Origin of the sequence: Streptococcus sp. HMSC34B10, assembly GCF_001839505.1 — a bacterium.
Lineage (GTDB): Bacteria > Bacillota > Bacilli > Lactobacillales > Streptococcaceae > Streptococcus > Streptococcus peroris.
The window spans coordinates 1-18714 of record NZ_KV841542.1; the positions used below are offsets into that span (position 1 = coordinate 1).

Here is an 18714-nt window from a genome sequence, read left to right on the forward strand (position 1 = left end):
AGCCTCAGTTGTTGTTGTAGTCGTTGTTGGGGCTGCCGTTGTCGTTGTTGTGGTTGTTGGAGCTGCAGTCGTCGTTGTTGTGGTAGTCGTCGTTGTTGTTGTATTACCACCACCATCACCTGAAGCAGTTTCTAAACGAGCTTGTTCAGTGATAGAAGTCTCTTTAGGGAAATTAGTGGCTTTCCAATTCAAGGCGTTGGCTACTTTAGTTCCTTTTGGAAAATCTTGAGTAAGTTCAGTTGAATACTCAATCCAAACTGACTCTTTGTTAACATTTCCAAGGTTAAAGCTAAATCCTGTAATTTGACCTGCCGCATTTCTTGTGAAGACTGCTGACTTAGTGAGGTTTGCAGTTGGTTTTAACTTGTACAATTCGTCTACATTTAGGATTTTGCTTGGTTGAGTTGGATAACGTACAGCACGGAATGAGTCTTCTACAAGGACTTGACCATGATCACTAAAATCATCTGTAATCACTAAATTATCCAATTTATCTTGAACAGCGTTCAAAAGGACACGCCATTTGATACGTTTAGGATTTGCTTTGTCTTGGTAACCGACTTTCCATTCACGGTCACCTGGAACACCTACGTATTTTTCATAGGTTACTTGGTAAGTTTCTTTCCCAAACTTAAATGTATACTTCCCAGAATCTTTCAAAGTGTTTGCATTTGGACGAACTGAGTATGTTAAAGACATAACTTTGTTTAGGGGATTTTTAGAGAAGTAGTCCGTGAAAGTAATTTTTACTTTCCCTGTAGCTGGGTCAGTTACAGCATTTCCGACTATTTGACCGCTACTGTGTTTGATTGGGAATTCAAGTGTCGTAGTTAACTCTAATTCTTTTGGAAGATCCAAAGTCAGTGTATCCCCAGCATTGATTTTTTGTGAATCTGGGAAAGTAAGGCTATTTGTCGCTTCCAAGACACGACCAGTCGTGATCTTAGTCTCTGCAGTTAATGGTTTTCCATCAACCTTTACTTCTGTGTTCAAAGTATAGTTGGTAACATCAGTAGCAAAGACTGTCGTAAGCGTCGCCAATGAAAGAACCAAAATACTTACAAACGCTAAAATACGCGTTACGCTAAGCTGTGATTTCTTCATCACATAATCTCCTTTTTAAAATTAATCAGACGTATCATAGCATTTTTCTTAGCTATTGACAAGTCTTTTTTACGTTTTTTGCATTTTTCTTAAAATATTTCGTTATTTTACTATTTTTTCGATAAAAACCGGCTTCAATAGTCATTTTTTTTATCTATAAGGCCTACAAATGTTAAGAACAAGAGCAAGCTTCCAAGCAGACTTAACCACCAAGGTGACTGTTCTCCCGTTTCTGGTAACACCTTATCTTGATTTCCTTGAAAAGCAGTTTTCTGAGGTTCTTGAGTTGTATCGACTAACGGATTTTCTACTAGCTGCTTAGAAGATGGAATCATTGGGGTCGTCTTGTCCGCTGGTGTTGATGGTCTTTGCCCTGGTTTGAATTCTGGCTTCCTAACCAGTGGTTGAGCCTCGGGGGTTTGAACAAATATTCCAATTTCAACAATCTCAGCTTTGGGTTCTTCAAGGATTTCTGAGCGAATCAACTCTTTTTTGATGATAACGCCGTCCTCTAGAGTCAGACGATAGACATCTTGACGTTTGCCTGACTTCCCTTTTTGGAGCAGCCTTGTAGTTCCTTTAGCTAATGCCGCATTTTCAACCGTTTGTTTCTCAAAGGCTACTTCTTCTACTTGGTGGATTTCTTCGGTTGTGATAGTTGGAATTCGCTTAGTCCCGATTTCGGTAATTTCGGTCTGTGGTTTCTCAAGCACTTCTGAGCGAACTAACTCTTTTTTAATGATAACCCCATCCTCTAGAGTCAGGCGATAGACATCTTGACGTTTGCCTGCTTGCCCTTTTTGGAGCAATCTTGTAGTTCCTTTGGCTAATGCCGCATTTTCAACTATTTGTTTCTCAAAGGCTACTTCTTCTACTTGAAGGCTTTCTTCTGTTGTGATAGTTGGAATTCGTTTTGTTCCTACTAATATAATGGTTGGAACAGGCTCTCTGACAACTTTACTTTCAACTAGTTTTGATGAACGCTCTTCGTCATTGAAGAATTCCTTCTCGATAGTCTTATGAATAAGACCATCTTGACCTTCTTGGACAAGCTTTGTTTCACCTTCTGGCAAAGTACCATCGTTACGATACTCAATCGGACTTGTGATTCGCTCCTCTTGAATCTCAAAGACTGTATGCTCAATACCAGATCCCTCAACAACTACCTTATCAACAGGTGGAGTTGTATTCACAGTTCTGAGATGTTCACGCTTGGTTTCCTTACCATTGACGTAAGTTATTTGATAATAGTCTGTTTGAGTTCCTTCTTTCCCCTCTACTTCAACAAGGCTGTATCCAACTGGCTTGGTCTTATCCTTACGAAGGATAACATTGTATGGAATTGGACTTGTTGTGCTAATCTCCTTAGTTTCAGTGACTTGCGTACCGATATAGATAATCTCGTCTTGGACTTGTTGAACTTCCTTACTGCTGATCAAGTCTGTCTTCGTCAAGACTCCGTCTGTGTAGGTTAGTTGGTAAACTTTTTCTACGATCCCATTTTGGCCTACTTGCACTATCTTGGTCTCTCCTTTTGGTAGGTCAGGATCTTCGATCTTTTGGGTCTTATAGGCAATATTCTCAATTTGAGTGTTTTGCTCTACCTTGATCGTTGGCACGTGTTTGGTACCGACTAAGATAATGGTTGGGGTTGCTTCTTTGATAAGACTGCTTTCTACTACTGTTGTAGACCGTAATTCATCATTGAAGTACTGTTTTTCGATTGTCTTACGAAGGAGACCCTCTTCACCAACTTGGATAATTCGCGTTTCGCCTTCTGGAAGAGTGTCATCATTGCGATGCTCGGTTGTGCTGGCGATCTTATCTTCTTGAATCTCAAAGAGGGTACGCTCGACACCAGCACCTTCGACAATCACCTTATCAACAGCTTCTCTTACGACTGTTGTCTCGAGATGTTCACGTTTTGTCTCGGTACCATTGATGTAGGTTATTTGATAAAGATCTGACTTTTCTCCATCTTGACCTTCTACTTCAGTCACTCGATAACCGATTGGCTTTGTGGTGTCTTTACGAACCTTAACGGTAAATGGAATTGGACTTGTTTCGCTAGCTTCTCTAATCTCTTTGACACGAGTTCCGACTTGGATAATCTCATCCACTGGCTCTGTTGTCATGTTAGACTCTACAAACGTACGAGATGTTTCTTCTCCATTTACTTTCGTTACAGAGTAGCGAATTGTTTTCTGACCTTTCTTACCTGGCTGGAGAAGCTTGGTTGTTCCTGCAGGAAGTTGGTCTGAAAACTCTTTGCGAGTATTGTAATTGACTGGCTCTGTCTCGTCTACAAATTCAGTTGTTTCAACAATTGGTGTTGTACTTCCGACACGAACAACACGGTTGACAGCATCTGTAATCTTGTGCTCTGAAACGATAACACGACTATTCTCGTTACCGTTCTTATAGCTTACCAAGAAGGTACGGATCATTTGAACTGGAGTTCCTTCTTGTTCAACAACACTTGCTCCTGTTGGAAGAGTATTGTCAGCGATATAAACAGTCTTAAATGGTACATCAACCTGCTCATCTACTGTACGTTCGGTCATCTTAGAAGTACCAATTACTGTGATTTCGTCAACAACCTTTGGATTTTCGACTTTTGAGATTTCTTTGCGTGAAACTTCGACATCGCCCTCATAGGTCACTTCATAGGTTGTTGTGATGGTACCAGGAGATCCGACTTGAGTAATCTTGCTGTAGCCTTCTGGTTGGGTCTCATCCTTTTCAATGACCTTGTTGAAGTCTTTTTCTTCAACAGCAACTACGGATTTAACCGATTCAACTACACCTAGCCCTTTAACAATGATCTTGTCTTTCTTCTCTTTGAGGACATTTTCATTGACCAAGGTACGATCAACCAGTTCATCATTGATGTAGGTCAATTTATATTGGTTCTCAATGCGACCCTTTTCACCTTCTTGGCGGACTTCTTCGTAGCCTTTTGGTTTCGTGTAGTCGTATTCGATAACAGTTTTAAAGTCTACGTCCTTGACCTCAGTAGTGTATTCTACTTTTTCTACGGCACTACCAACTGTGATAATGCGTTTGACTGGTTGATCCACTACTGTTTCAGATGTCAAAGTCTTATCAACTTCCTTGCCATTCAGTTTTCTGATTTGGTAAGTCTTTTCAACAGAACCATTCTTACCAGCTTGATTTTCAAATTGATAAGTCTTTGGTTTTGTTGGGTCCCTTCTGATCTCTGTTTCGTATGCGAGAGTTTCTTTTTCAGTATTGGTTTCAAATGTTTCTGTCGCTGTACCAATCAAGACAATCTCTTTTGTTGGCTCTAGAATGGTTTCTTCAGAGACGAGCTGACGTCCTACTACTGAGTCTCCAACTTTAGTAATCTTGTAAACATTGGCCTTCTTACCAGGCAAACCTTTTTGAACAATCTTCTTAAATCCGATAGGAAGTTCATCTGTCTGACGAGTTTCGATGACGTATTCTGTTGTTGTGGAGGTACGGAGTGTTTCAACCGTCTTATCCCCAGCGATTTCAAATGGGGCTAGCGGTTTGCCGTCTAGGGTGTTATGCCCCAGAAAGACATTCTTTTCTTTGGCATTCAAGTTCACCCAGTCTCCATTATATAGTCTAAAGAAGCCATTTTTATTTGGTGTATCTGTAATGAATTTGTTGTCTGTCGCTGTTACTTTAACACTATCGTTGAGACGGTTGATACCAAAGAAGGCTTGCATCAAGTCTTTGATAACTGCTCCGTCTGTTTTTCGAGTGACATCGTAACGTTGCCATGGCTCATTGTCTTTATATTTAAAAGTATTACTATTGACACCTATAGATGCTGCATTTGTACTTTCAATCGCAACTGCGTTTTTCCATCGAGACTTGATTTTCGATACGGTCAACTCATTGTTATCAATGTTGATACTTCCTCTGGTCTTTGTAAATGGTACTTTTATAACCTTGTTTACACGTTGTCCAGTAGTAGGGTCAAGGACACTCGCTACATAGGTGGTATCATCGTTGATGTAAATCGGTAACTGTTTGATATCATCTACTTCAACCTGGTTTCTTGCAATAGTAATGTCACCTGATCCTCCACCTTCAACACCTCTAGATGCTTGAGCAGTATTGTTGTTGACAGAGATGATATAGTCTGTTGAATCACCAGTGATGCTATTTCCTTCGATGTTTAGGCTGTAATTATTTGAAGCCTCATTATTTCTAAAGAGAATGCCAAAAGTCCCCGGTTGTCCATTTTCAAATGGTTTTGTTAAACCGTCAATCGTATTATTTGATATTTCATAACGACCTTTTTCAAGGGGTTTTGTCCATTTATGGTTTTTCTCATTTGTCAGGATAGAGATGGCTGTGTACCCACGGTAACGATCTGAAGCATTGTCATCATTTCCTAGCTTAGAATTTGGATTTTGCGTGACATTGTTGTTGCGAACAATGACATCCGTCATTGGATTGGCGTGATTATAAACCTCAATACCTTTCAAACGATCTCCAAGTGAGACGTTGTTTTCAATTAAGATTCTATTCCCGTCATGGATATCCAAACCTTTGCTGTAGTTGTAGTTTGTATAATTCCCCGTATAGGTAATACCATCATTATAGGAGCCTTCCATTGAGGTTGCTCCATAGCCAGTGTCACCATCTAAAGCATGACCGTTGTATGACAAGATGTTATTTTCTACAAGAAAATCGCGTTGATAGCCAAACATAACACCAGCAACACGATTATTATGAAGGAAAGAGTTGGTTACCTTGTTCCCGTCCATGATAGGAACATCTGGATCTCCGATAGACTTGACTTCATTTGAAACCTTTTCAGAGATGCTACTATTCGGGATTGGTCTGCCATCAGCATCATATTCTTGTGCTGTTGCCTTACTTGAGCCGAAGAAGACACCTGCTCTGTTGAATTTTAAGGCGCGAACATCATTAATCGTAACATGTGAAGAATCGTTTACATAGATACCATTTGAACGACCAAAATAAGACTTGCCTTTGCGGTAAAATTCATTGTCTTTGGTATAGTCTGATGAATCATAGGCGTGCTCAACTGTCAAACGACCAACGGTAAAGTTGTTCTTGTTTTGAATGAGAATTGCAGATTCGTAACGATTATCCGTCATGTTTGTATCAGAATCATGTTCACCTTCTTGTTTTTTATCAAACAAGATTTTTGTATTGTTACGACTTGGACCGCTACCAATCAAACCTTTTACATTACTATAGTTCTCATCGATCACCAAGGTTTTCTTTAAGAGGACATTTCCTGAAACCATTACGGCAGCTCCGCCCTCAACCTCATTGGCTGCTTTCAGAGCTCTTTGGAGAGCATCACTTGCTTCAACGACCCCAGTAGTATCCAGACCAAAGTCAGTAGCTTTGACATATTTACCATAGGTTGCATCTTTATAGACTTTGGTATTACTAGTTACAGCTCTTCTACGACGAACCTTAGGAGTTGTTGATTCATCTTTAGGAGTCGTTGCCCCCTCTTGAGGTGTCTCTAACAACTTTTTCAGTTCTTCTTCAGGTTTTGTATTTTCAGCTACTGGTTTTTCTACCTTAGGCTGTTCTGCTTTTAGCTGCTCAGTTGTTGGTTTCTCTTGAGTAGGTTGTTCTGTTTTAGGCTCTTCTACTTTTGGTGGTGCTGTAACTGATTTTTGGACTACTGATTTTTCTACAGTAACTTCCTTCCCGGCAGGAGACTTGTCTGCCTCCTTTTCTGCTACTTCCGTTGTAGAGGTAGAATCTGCTGGCGTTAAAGATGCTGACTTTCCCTCATTAGTTTCCGCCTCTTTCTTGCCATTAGCGGTAGTTTCACTCTTTTCATTTGAGTTCTTATTTAATGAAGTTTCTTTTTCATCCTGATTTTGAACAACTGTATTATTTAAAAAATCAGTTGTATCAGCTTTAACATGCACTTGACCTAATTGGAAAGTAGTTAAAATCCCAATTGTCAATAGTGAATATTTTGTAGATTTTCTGATATTCATGTTGTATTTCTCCAAGCGCTCATTTAGCAATCATATCTAGTCTGACTGATTATCCTAAGTAAATATTTGATTCTATCCTACATGAGGGTGCAACATACTTATTCTATACAAGAATACAGGTATAAAGGCTTAAAGTCAATAAATTTTAACCAAAATTTTTATTTCTCTAACTAATTCTTTTCTGACAAAATATTTTTCTATACTTCTCGTCTTTTTGATGCTTTCATTCAAAAAGGCCAGGAATGATTTCCTGACCTACTTATCTATAATTAAAATCCTAATTTTTCAAAGACTTCTGAGAAGTTTTGACTAATTGTATCAAGTGACACCTGAACTTCTTCTCGGGTTTGGTTGTTCTTAACGGTCACTTGTCCACTCTCAACTTCACTTTCTCCGAGGGTGATGAGAGTCTTAGCCTCAAAAACGTCAGCTGACTTGAATTGGGCTTTGAGTTTGCGGTTGAGGTAATCACGTTCTGCTTTGAAACCTTGTTGGCGAAGGGCTTGTACCAACTCTAAAGCCTTGATATTTGCTCCTTCGCCAAGAACAGCAATATAGACATCTAGAGCGTTTTCGATAGGGAGATCTACACCTTGCTTTTCAAGGACCAAAAGGAGACGTTCCACACCAAGTCCAAAACCAAAGCCAGCAGTCTCAGGACCACCAAAGTAGGCAACCAGGCCATCATAGCGACCACCTGCACAGACGGTCAATTCATTACCCTCGATTTCTGTGATAAACTCAAAAATCGTATGGTTGTAGTAGTCCAGTCCACGTACCATGTTGCTATCGATGATGTAGGCTACTCCGAGATTCTCCAACATCTGACGAACAGCATCAAAGTGAGCTTGGCTTTCTGCATCCAGGTAATCCAAGATAGATGGTGCATTCTCCACTGCTATCTTGTCTTCTTTTTCCTTAGAGTCCAAAACACGAAGAGGGTTTTCCTCCAAACGACGTTGGCTATCCTTAGACAAGGTCTCCTTGAGCGGTGTTAAGTAGTCAATCAAGGCTTGACGGTAGGCTGCACGGCTCTCAGGATTTCCAAGAGTATTTAGATGCAATTTGACACCTTGAACACCGATTGCTTTCAAGAAGTGGGCTGCCATAGCGATGGTTTCTACATCAGTAGCTGGATTGCTAGAGCCAAAGCACTCCACACCAATCTGGTGGAATTGGCGTAAACGACCTGCTTGTGGACGCTCATAGCGGAACATTGGGCCCATGTAATAGAATTTACTTGGTTTTTGGACTTCTGGTGCGAAGAGTTTGTTTTCCACATAAGAACGAACAACTGGAGCAGTTCCTTCTGGGCGGAGGGTAATATGACGGTCACCCTTGTCGTAAAAATCATACATTTCCTTGGTTACGATATCGGTCGTGTCCCCAACCGAACGACTGATGACTTCATAGTGCTCAAAAATTGGAGTACGTACTTCTGCGTAGTTATAGCGTTTGAAAATTTCACGCGCAAAGCCTTCAACGTACTGCCATTTAGCAGACTCAGCAGGTAAAATATCCTGCGTTCCTTTTGGTTTTTGTAATTTCATAGGAAATCCTCTTTAAAACTTAATAGTCTTATTTTACCATAAATGACGGGATTGGGACAGTGTGAAGAAAACATGGATTTAAAGATTATTTTTGAGATTGAGACTTGTCAGAAGAATAGCTAACAGAGAAAGACCTACAAAAAGCATCCAAGTCAACTGCATATTCCATACGGCTACAAGTGAAAAACAGGCCGTCCCCACTGGTATGGATAGAGTAAACAACAAACCTAAAAAATTACTGGTACGAGAGAGAACCTCTGGAGCAAGATTTTTCATGAGCAGAGCACTAATTTTTGGAGAAATTTTCCCAGAAACATACATGGTAAAAAAGACGAAAAGCATCCCGAGCAAGACTTGGTTTAACAAATTAGATAGACCAACTAGACTGGCTCCTAATGTAACCCACATCATCAATCTAGGCAGAGATTGCTTCCCAAAATAATCATTGCCAGTAAGGCTACTGATGATAACTGCTAATAAGGTAATCAATTGTAAGATAAACAAGGCATCCTTGTAGGAAAAATCCAGTAAGGAATGATTTAAAAGGAAGATGTTATAGATACCACCTAAGGCACCACCCAAAGCATTGATAAGTAAGATAGCAAAGAGCATAAAACCAAAGTTTTTCTGTCCACTGTTAAGAAAAACGAGACGTAGGTTTCGGTAAATCGTTAAAAACTGATCTTTGATCGAAAGCTTCTCATTTTTCAGTGATTTACTATCGACAAGTGGAGTTGATAAGCTTAATTCAGTCCTTCCTAAAAAGAGAATGAGAGCTGACACTAGGAAAAATATGGCATTGATCCCCGCTACGAGCGAAAAGTTCTGTGTTGACACCCCTAATAGCCAAACTCCAAAAGCTTGGCCGCCAATCGCAGAGATGTAGGTAATAAACTGCGAAAAGGAATAGGCCTCCATCAGATCTGGCTCTGCTACTTTTTCTTTAACGAGAGGCATTCGCAAGCCACCAGCAAAATCACTGGCTACATCACTAATGACATTGATGAGGCAAAGGGTCGAAAAGGCAAAGAAACTAGCTTGCTGAACAACTAGGGCTGCTAGAAAAAATAAAATCGCCTGAAATAAACCGACATAGGTCATCCATTTGACCTTGTCCCTCGTGTAATCTGCCCGAATTCCCACAAAAACTGTAAAAAGAGTTGGAAGCATCATCACAACATTCGCTACAGCAACCGCAGACGAGGCCTGTGGTAAGGTCGAAGCGTAGACCACAAACACTAAATTAAAAATGGAAGCTCCAAAAGCATTGAAAAATCGTGATAAGCTCAAGATTCGATAAGCTTGATTTCTTAGTAATAATTTCATATAGATTTCTCTCCCACATACTACTTTTATGGTAGCTCTAGTATAGCATCAAGAATCCCTCGTGAATACTTTTTTGAATATATGCAACAGGCTAAACTGACAACGAAAACGATAGAATTTGTCTAATGCTCATAAATATCTTCACAGTCCTATCGTCTCAATTTAATTTATCTAGTTGCAGATACTCAACATTCTATGAGTTTCTATAATAATCTGCAGATTTGCTACAACCGATCATCTCAAAGATACGGACAGCGTCCTCCATTTTTCTCTGTCCTTCCTCTGCTCTTCCTTGCTTACTATCAAGCAAACCTTCTGCCCATAGGTAGACTATTCGAAAATAGGTTTCATTTTCTTCAAAGAAGTTCTTTTCAATTTGTTTTTTGAAATAAAGGGCATTGGTAAAATCATCAACTTCAATACAGACCATAAAAGCGTTGAGGAGCAAGGTATGCATTATATTTCGATTTTTCCCAACTCCTTGCAAGAAATCTGACTTCCGCAACATTTCTCGAGTATACTTTGTCAAAAGCTGGACTGATAAAAGAGAAGAGCAGGAAGAAAAGAACAACAGTTCATAGAGCCCCCAAATTTCAACAGAAAATAGATAATCATGTAGGACTCTTTCTTCCTCAGAGGTCAATGTAACCGTCTCATCAATGGCTTTCATATAGGATTTTATTAAAATCGCATTGAGAATGTGTTGCTGTCTTTCCTTTGAAAAAGGAAGTTGTTGATATTCTCTCTGGTAGAGAGTACGCAAGGATGTCAAATCTTGAGGGTCGATAGCCTCAAAGATTCTGTTTCTAAATTCAGAATAGGCATCCTGATGAAAACCTCTCGCCAAAAATAAGAGTTCTTCTACGTTAGCATGGATATTCTCTAAAGCAACAAACAACTTTTGAGCAGATATTTCACTTTTACCATTTTCAAAACGTGATAATAAGGATGCTGAAAAACCTCCACCTGTTGCTTTTCTCAAGGAGATTTTTCTAGATTCCCGTAGCTCTTTAAAAACTTTTCCTAAATTCTTCATCCTCTTACCACTCGTCTTTTACTTTTTCCTATTTTACCACATTTCCTAATAAATACTAGTTCCAAACCAGCATTTACAATCTCCCACAAGCATGATAAAATGAAAACCATCAGATATACAAAGGAGAACTTATGAAAAAGAATATTTTTACAACTCTTGTGGCTGCTCTTGTCTACTTTATCTGTATCGGAGTGGGTGTCCTATTGGGCAATCTTGTCGACCATACGGGAAACATGTTTTACGCGCCGGCCTTTGCTGCACTTGTGGGCGGTAGCGTCTATATGGTCCTTTTAGAAAAAGTCCCTCGCTTTGGAGCGATTACTACGATTGGACTTGTTATCTCTCTTTTTTTCCTCGGGAGCAAGCATGGTGCTGGAGCCTTTCTGCCAGGAATCATCTGTGGACTTGTGGCAGATGGCATCGCAAACTTAGGACATTACAAGGATAGGGTCAAGAATCTACTTTCCTTCCTAGTTTTTGCCTTTGGCACTACTGGTCCCATCCTACTTATGTGGTTGGCTCCTCAAGCCTATATGGCTACTCTAGTAGCTCGCGGAAAATCTCAGGACTATATCGACCGCATCATGGTTGCACCTAACACTAGCACCATCCTTCTCTTTATAGCAAGTGTCCTCATCGGTGCTCTACTTGGTTCCCTTATTGGTCAAGCACTGAGTAAGAAATTGGCGCAGAAAATCTGAGCAATAAAAAAAGAGCCATGTGGCTCTTTTTTATTTATGACTTAATTTTTTGGTCAAGAAGTCTCCTAAGAACTGGATGGTGAAGATAATCAAGATAATCACAAGTGTGGCAAGGACTGTCACATCATGATTGAAACGGTTAAATCCATAAGCAATCGCTACGTTACCGATACCACCGGCTCCGACCGCACCGGCCATTGCTGTTTCACCAACAAGTGAAATCAAGGTCACAGTTGTCACACGGATCAAGTCTGGAAGTCCTTCTGATAGGTAAACACCTACGATATCCCAGAAAGTAGCTCCGCTGGCTTGAGCTGCCTCGATGACACCTCCATCAAGCTCTGATAAAACCACTTGCACCTGACGGGCAAAGAAGGCAAAGACTGCAAAAGATAGGGGTACGATAGCTGCATTTGGACCGATACTTGTCCCTACGATTAGATGAGAGAAAGGCGACAATACCGCTAAGAGAATGATAAAGGGCACTGCACGAAAGATTGAGGTAATCTTATCCAAAACCCAAAAGACTAATTTATCTTCTAAGACGCCACCAGGAGCCGTCAGGACAAGGAAAAGTCCTGCAACTAGTCCTAGGAATCCTCCAATGATAAAGGAAAGAACTGTCATATAAAGCGTTAAGTAAATAGCTGTCCCCCAGCCCGCTTGGCCTAACCAGCCCATCTTGTAGACGTTTGGTAAGTATGTTTGAATCAACTCTGCCATCTTACTGTCCTCCCTTCAATACTTTCAACTGTACCCCAGCCTGTCTAATCGCTTCTTGTGCTGCTCCCAGAGAGGCTTTTTCACCTGATAAAACAACAACTAACTCACCCACAGGAGTACCATCCAAAATTTCAATGTTCCCATAGAGAATATTGGCTGTTACTTGATAGTCCTTGTACAATTCATTCAAAAGTGGCTCATCTGTAGAAGCGCCTGCATACTTGAGCTGTACCAAAATGCTGTTTTCAGATAAATGCTCCACGATTTCTTGCTTTTCAATCTTGACCATAGCTTCATCGATTCCTGTCGCTGTTGAGATAAAGTCCTGAGTTAATGGTTGCTTAGGATCTGAGAAGATTTCAAGAACGCTACCTTCTTCAATCAAGCGGCCATCCTGCATGACTGCTACACGATTAGCAATATCTTTGACAATCTGCATCTCATGCGTAATCAAGACAATGGTCAATCCTAGCTTGCGATTCAAATCTTGCAAGAGAGATAAGATTTGTTTCGTCGTCTTAGGGTCTAGGGCAGAAGTTGACTCGTCTGAAATCAAGATTTTTGGATCATTTGCCAAGGCACGCGCAATGGCTACACGCTGTTTTTGCCCACCAGAAAGTTGTGAAGGGTAGCTTTCAGCACGGTTCGCTAAACCAACCAAGTCTAATAACTCAGCTACTTTAGCCTTCTTATCTTTCTCACTGAGTCCAGAGTGTTTGAGGGCAAAGGCTACATTTTCCTCGGCCGTTTTTTGACTCATAAGGTTAAAGTGTTGGAAAATCATCCCAATATCTTGACGCTTACGACGTAATTGCCCGGCAGTTAAGGTTTCTTTACCATCGAAAATCACATCATCATCAATGGTAATTCTACCTGCAGATGGTTTTTGTAAAAGATTAATAACACGCACCAGGGTTGATTTCCCTGCTCCAGAATATCCTACGATTCCGTAGATGTCCCCTTCTTTGATATGAATGGTCACATCCTTGACCGCTGTGATGGTCTTTTTCTTTTGGTGAAAGATTACATCAATCTGATCTAACTTGATAATATCTCTACTCATAGCTTCTAATCAGCTCCTCTACTAATTCAATATGGGTATAATAATCGGCGATTCGCACATTTTCATCTCCACCATGGTCTCGGCTATTGGCATTTCCTAGACCGAAGGCAACCATAGGCACTTCCAAGGCATCAAATACCGTATGCATTGGTCCTGTACCAGCTGTAGTTGGCAAAACTGACACGCCTTGCGGATAGAATTTCTTAGCCAGTTCAATGACGTTGAGAATAGATGGTGCACTCATGTCGCTCCGATAACTGATTTCACCCAAGGTATAATTTAATTCTACCTTATCAAAACCATTTTTGTCTAGTTGTTTCTGAATCTTTTCCAAAACATCGCGTGGATCTAAGCCAGGAACCAAACGAACTTCTAGCTTAGCGCTAGCTTCTGCCGGTAAAATCGTTTTAACCCCTTGACCTTGATAACCTGACTGGATACCCTCGATATTGAGGGCTGGTTCAAAGAAGAAACGTTTTAGAAAGGCTGTACGTTCCTCTTGTAACAGTGGCAATTCCAAGCCATAAATCTGGCTGATTTCCTCTGGGTTGCGTTGAGCGTAGGTCTCAACCAAGGCCAGCTCGCGTTCATTAGGTTCCTGTACATCATCGTACAGACCTTCGACTAAAATACGTCCATCTTCAGCTCGCAAACTAGTCAAAGCTCGAATGAGATACCATGCGGCCGACTCCACAACACCACCATAACTAGAATGAATGTCCACATCCGCACTCTTAATCTTGGCATCAAAGGTTACAATTCCTTTGTTCCCGCCAGAAATTTCTAGTTGTTCCAAAGCATTTTTGGTTCCTTGCTCCCAAACCAATAAATCTGCGCCGCGGAGCTTATCCGCATGTTTTTCCAAATACTTATCCAAATCTGTCGAAGCAGACTCCTCTGCCCCTTCCATAATAAAGCTGATATTGACAGGCAGGTCATCGTGATGCTGCATATATTTTCTAAGGGCACTCAAGCGAGCAGTAATATGTCCCTTGTCATCATCAACCCCGCGTCCATACATGATGCCATCACGCACAGAAAGCGTAAATGGATCCTCTGTCCAGACTTGGTCGCCGTCCGCAGGTACTGTGTCATAGTGGTTGTAGAAAATGATAGTCTTGGCATCTGGTCGTGAACTTTTGAAATGTGCCATGACAAAGGGTGCTGTATAGCTCTCGTCAATCTCGACTTCCGCCCCTACACGTTTAAAAATCTCACCTAGATAACGAGCCACCTCTTTCAGGCCGACTTGTTGGGCAAAGACTGATTTTTTAGAAATCAAGGTACGCAAAACTTCAAAGTAATGCTGTGCTACATGATCCTTCTCAAACTTTTCAATTTGTTCTTCTTGACTAGGGAAAATCATTTTCTCTCTACCTTTCTACTAGGACTTGTACCTTTAGAGTCAATACAAGTGGAGTTCATTTGCTTTAGCTCTATACAAAAGCAAGAGGTGGAAAATATCTCTCCCACCTCCCTGTGTTTATTACCAAACTGGTTGATCCAAGCCATCTGAAGTTTCTTCGATGACTTTTTTCACTTCGTCAGTATGGTAAGCTGCGATAATTTTCTTGATGGCATCAGCTTTAGGTGATGATTCCCAATCTTTTTTCGCAACGATAATGTTGTACCATTGTTTTGAGTTTTCGTCAGCTTGCTCTTTAAAGAGTGCTTTCTTGTAGTCCAATTTTGCTTCTGTAACAAAAGTGTTGTTAACAACAGCGGCATCAACTGATGTCAAGGCACGAGCTGTTTGGCTAGCATCCAATTCAGTGATTTTCAAGTTCTTAGGATTTTCTTTGACATTTGCGACAGTAGCAAGTTCAGTACCTGAAACATCCAATTTAATCAAACCAGCTGATTGAAGAAGGTAAAGGGCACGACTTTCGTTAGTTGCATCGTTTGGAATAGCGATTTCACCGTTATTTGGGATTTCTTCCACTTTAGTGTACTTGTTTTCTTCCCCGTTTTTACCTGAGTAAAGGCGGATTGGTGAGATATAAGTATCTGCAATCGCTACAAGATCTTTACCGTTTTCTTTGTTCCAGTTGTTCAAGAAGTTATAGTGTTGGAAAGCGTTCAAGTCTACTTCACCATCAGCAGTTGCCCTGTTTGGTTGAGAGTAGTCTGTAAACTCAGTAAATTCCAATTTGATTCCGTCTTTTTTAACCAATTCTTGGACTTTGTCCCAACGTGCTTCTTCAGAACCACTACGGTTTACTGTTGCGATTTTGACAGTTGTTGCATTGTCTGCTTTCTTGTCTGAATTTCCGCAAGCTGCAAGAGTCAAGCCTGCTACTGTAGCAATCGCTGCTACGCTTAACCATTTTTTGATTTTCATGATTCTTTCTCCTTTAAAAATAATACCGTAATAGTATCTCATACTTTATTTGATTTCGCAAATTGTTATTAGATAGACAGACATATAGTTTGAAACTATATGCCTAAAAACTGTAAAATCATCCACCTACCAGAGAATGGATGACTTACAAGCTTATTTAATATCAGCTTCTGCTGGTAGGTAAGAACCACCAAAGAACTGTTGAGATAATTTTTCAAGTGTGCCGTCTTTGTAGAGTTCTTGGATGCGTTTGTCTACAAATGATTTCAACTCATCTTGACCTTTTGCAAGAAGTGGATATACGTAAGGTTGTTGGTCGCTTGGAAGTTCGATAACTTTCAAGTTATCCAAACCTTGGTCCTTGATGACTGTCTCTACACCGATTTTATCAAAAATCTTGTAGTCAAATCGGCCATCACTCAAACGTACCATGATTTGTTGGAAGTCCCCTTTAACGTAGTTAAGGATAGTTGGGTTATCTGAGTGTTGTTTGTTGTAGTCTTCTAGCTGTTTAGCAGATGTTGTTCCTTGAACAACTTCTGTTGATTTTCCACCGATATCATCAAGTGATTTGATGCTGTTGTCATCTTTTTTCACTACAAGAACGTTAGGGTTTTTAGCAGTTGGAGCTGCATAAAGGTATTTTTCAGCACGTTCTTTAGTGTAGCTGATGTTGCTAACAGCCATTTGGTAACGATCAGCATCAAGTCCTGCAAAAACACCTGACCACTCTGTCTTCTCAAACTTGACAGTATACTTGTCAGAATCTTTAAAGATAGCGCGAACCACTTCAATCTCGTAACCAGTCAATTCGCCATTTTCTTCATAGTTGAATGGTTTTGGTGTAGCATTGGTTACAACGATAATTTCTTTTTTACTAGATGTTGCTTCACCAGATGCAGCATCTTTCTTTTCACCGCCTGAGCAAGCTACCAATACACCTGCGGCTACAAGCCCTAGAGCAGCAAGTGATGAATATTTAATAATTTTCTTCATAATATTTCCTCCAAAATAGAATATAGTCTTATCTTAACAGAAAAAAAGCAATTACGCTATTATATGATTTCTATCTTTGCCATAAGTTTTCTTTATAGCTGATTTAAAAGACAAGACGCAAGATAGCAATCAAGACAACTCCAAAAAGAACAGTGCCAACCAGATTGCGGTAACGAAAGGCGACAAAGCCTGTTGGAAAAACTGCTAAAAAGTCCAACCACTTTATCTGTGGGAAACTTCCAACTTTTCCTGTCACTACACTTGAAAGAATCAAGGCGAAGATAATAGAGACAGGTAAAAATTTCAAAAAACGCTCTACGATTGCTGGCAATCCTTTGTACTTAGCAAGGATAAAAGGAATCATTCTCGGAATCCAAGTCACCAAGCCAGAAAAGACGATTGCCATTAAAATATACTTACTGACCATCCAAAATCACCCCCATTGTACAACCCAACAAGGTCGCAAATAGGACAGCTAGCGACTGAGACACTACTGTCAAGAGCACAAAAAAGAAAAGGGCAACAATTCCTAAAATGATGAAGAGATTGCGTAAGGGAATCCGTTTTTGCATAATTTGAAACTGGGAAGTGAAAATCCCGATAAACATTCCCACTAGGGCAAAATCTAGACCAAAAACTTCCGGATTTGGCAAAAGGCCACCTAGAGCAGTTCCGACAACTGTTCCCAAAAACCAAGAAATATAGCTATTGAGATTGTTTCCATGCATCCACATAGGGTTGACCTTATCCGTATGAACTAGCTCTCCCATCAAGACCCCATAAGTCTCATCGGTCAAGAGACTGGACATTCCGATATTATGCCATAAGCTAGTATGACGGAAATAGGTCGACGCATGCAAACTCAGCAAGAAGAGACGCAAATTAATCAAAAAGACCGTCATAGCAATGGCTGCCACAGGAGCTTGAACTGCTATCAAGGCTATCATGGCAAACTGAGCACTCCCAGCATAGACAAAGAGGCTCATCAAGCCCATCTCTACAGGGGTTACATAAGGGGAACCGATAATGCCACAAGCAAGACCAATGCTAACATAGCCCAGAGCCGTTGGCACCGCAGCCTGCACACCATCCCAAAATCCTTTTTCTTTCATAAACCTCCTCACTATTCATTCCTTCATCAACTGCTTTCCAGACAGTCACAGCAAAAATTATTATAACACATTCAAAGAGGAGAAAACAGTCTGGAATTTGAAACTAATAGCAAGTATCAGCACCTGAACAGTATGGTTCATTATGGATACATGAGAAATTGATCAATTCGAATTCTATACTTATAGCCTTCATTTTTTTCAGTATATTCATTTTCTATCGGGTAGACATCAATCCAGAGTTCTCTCCTTTCTCCTCTCAATTTGACTTTATAGCGATAGCCATCATCGTATAATCCTACTGTCTCGGTAGTTACGGATTTGAAAGTCGGAAGAGCTTCAATTTCTTTTTTTATAGTCTGGGATAAATTGTAGAGCGCTACTTGTTGCTCCATTTTTGAAGCTACAGGAATATGAACTGTCACTTCTTCCAAGCGATGTGATTTTGAAAATGTGAAATCTGCTCGACCTGTATAACCATTCAATGCAATATTTTCGTAATGATAGAAAAGCCGGCCTGTTTTATAGAAATAAGGATCCCTTGCATGCCATGTATCGTGATAACCCATTGCAGTTTCTTCCTCCACTTTATCAGCTTCTTCAAATACTTCCTCAAAAGATTTTGTGGACATATTGAAAAAAAGTGAATCAAACAGGACCAGTTGAGTCTTTTTAAAATTCTGGCAAGCTATCAGAGACAGCAACAATACCCCTAAGGAAAGTACAATTCTAATTGTTTTTTTAAATCTCATATTTCTACTATACTAAAAAA

14 protein-coding genes are annotated in these 18714 nt (G+C 40.3%); 1 reads left to right on the forward strand and 13 read right to left on the reverse strand.

Features of this window, described 5'->3' with window-relative positions:
* From HMPREF3237_RS00735 to HMPREF3237_RS00755, 5 genes are all read right to left on the reverse strand, one after another.
* The coding region (locus tag HMPREF3237_RS00735) for an Ig-like domain-containing protein (RefSeq protein WP_070888503.1) at positions 1-1104 on the reverse strand (1104 nt) is incomplete at its 3' end.
* Between the two features lie 134 nt (positions 1105-1238).
* Entirely contained in the window at positions 1239-7097 is a 5859-nt protein-coding gene (locus tag HMPREF3237_RS00740; RefSeq protein ID WP_070888504.1) for a G5 domain-containing protein, read from the reverse strand.
* 269 nt (positions 7098-7366) lie between these two features.
* Positions 7367-8647, reverse strand: coding sequence for a histidine--tRNA ligase (hisS, locus tag HMPREF3237_RS00745; protein WP_070888505.1), 1281 nt, complete (start codon positions 8645-8647; stop codon positions 7367-7369).
* A gap of 78 nt (positions 8648-8725) precedes the next feature.
* Positions 8726-9973 carry an MFS transporter gene (locus HMPREF3237_RS00750; protein WP_070888506.1) on the reverse strand — a complete coding sequence of 416 codons (1248 nt, stop codon included), beginning with the start codon at positions 9971-9973 and terminating at the stop codon, positions 8726-8728.
* Positions 9974-10166: 193 nt separating this feature from the next.
* Entirely contained in the window at positions 10167-11009 is an 843-nt protein-coding gene (locus HMPREF3237_RS00755; RefSeq protein ID WP_070888507.1) for an Rgg/GadR/MutR family transcriptional regulator, read from the reverse strand.
* A gap of 131 nt (positions 11010-11140) precedes the next feature.
* On the opposite strand from HMPREF3237_RS00755, the gene HMPREF3237_RS00760 reads away from it, so the two are divergent.
* Positions 11141-11710: an MptD family putative ECF transporter S component gene (locus HMPREF3237_RS00760; protein WP_070888508.1), complete on the forward strand. Its 570-nt coding sequence runs from the start codon at positions 11141-11143 to the stop codon at positions 11708-11710.
* 30 nt (positions 11711-11740) lie between these two features.
* Here HMPREF3237_RS00760 and HMPREF3237_RS00765 read toward each other — a convergent pair whose 3' ends face one another.
* From HMPREF3237_RS00765 to HMPREF3237_RS00800, 8 genes are all read right to left on the reverse strand, one after another.
* Positions 11741-12433, reverse strand: a complete 693-nt coding sequence (locus HMPREF3237_RS00765; protein WP_070888509.1) for a methionine ABC transporter permease — start codon at positions 12431-12433, stop codon at positions 11741-11743.
* A 1-nt stretch (position 12434) separates the two neighbouring features.
* On the reverse strand, positions 12435-13496 hold the full coding sequence (locus HMPREF3237_RS00770; protein ID WP_070888510.1) for a methionine ABC transporter ATP-binding protein: 1062 nt from the start codon (positions 13494-13496) through the stop codon (positions 12435-12437).
* Positions 13489-14862, reverse strand: a complete 1374-nt coding sequence (locus HMPREF3237_RS00775; protein ID WP_006146108.1) for a M20 family metallopeptidase — start codon at positions 14860-14862, stop codon at positions 13489-13491. Before HMPREF3237_RS00775 ends, HMPREF3237_RS00770 begins: the two co-directional genes overlap by 8 nt.
* Positions 14863-14982: 120 nt before the next feature.
* Positions 14983-15837, reverse strand: a complete 855-nt coding sequence (locus HMPREF3237_RS00780; protein ID WP_070888511.1) for a MetQ/NlpA family ABC transporter substrate-binding protein — start codon at positions 15835-15837, stop codon at positions 14983-14985.
* Positions 15838-15990: 153 nt separating this feature from the next.
* On the reverse strand, positions 15991-16833 hold the full coding sequence (locus HMPREF3237_RS00785; protein ID WP_070888512.1) for an amino acid ABC transporter substrate-binding protein: 843 nt from the start codon (positions 16831-16833) through the stop codon (positions 15991-15993).
* 103 nt (positions 16834-16936) lie between these two features.
* Positions 16937-17260 carry an AzlD domain-containing protein gene (locus HMPREF3237_RS00790; protein ID WP_070888513.1) on the reverse strand — a complete coding sequence of 108 codons (324 nt, stop codon included), beginning with the start codon at positions 17258-17260 and terminating at the stop codon, positions 16937-16939.
* Positions 17250-17945: an AzlC family ABC transporter permease gene (locus tag HMPREF3237_RS00795; protein ID WP_070888514.1), complete on the reverse strand. Its 696-nt coding sequence runs from the start codon at positions 17943-17945 to the stop codon at positions 17250-17252. The genes HMPREF3237_RS00790 and HMPREF3237_RS00795 overlap by 11 nt, the downstream gene beginning before the upstream one ends.
* A 140-nt stretch (positions 17946-18085) precedes the next feature.
* The gene (locus HMPREF3237_RS00800) at positions 18086-18694 is read right to left on the reverse strand and encodes a hypothetical protein (protein ID WP_070888515.1); all 609 of its coding nucleotides are present in this window, start codon (positions 18692-18694) and stop codon (positions 18086-18088) included.
* Between the last annotated feature and the right edge of the window lie 20 nt (positions 18695-18714).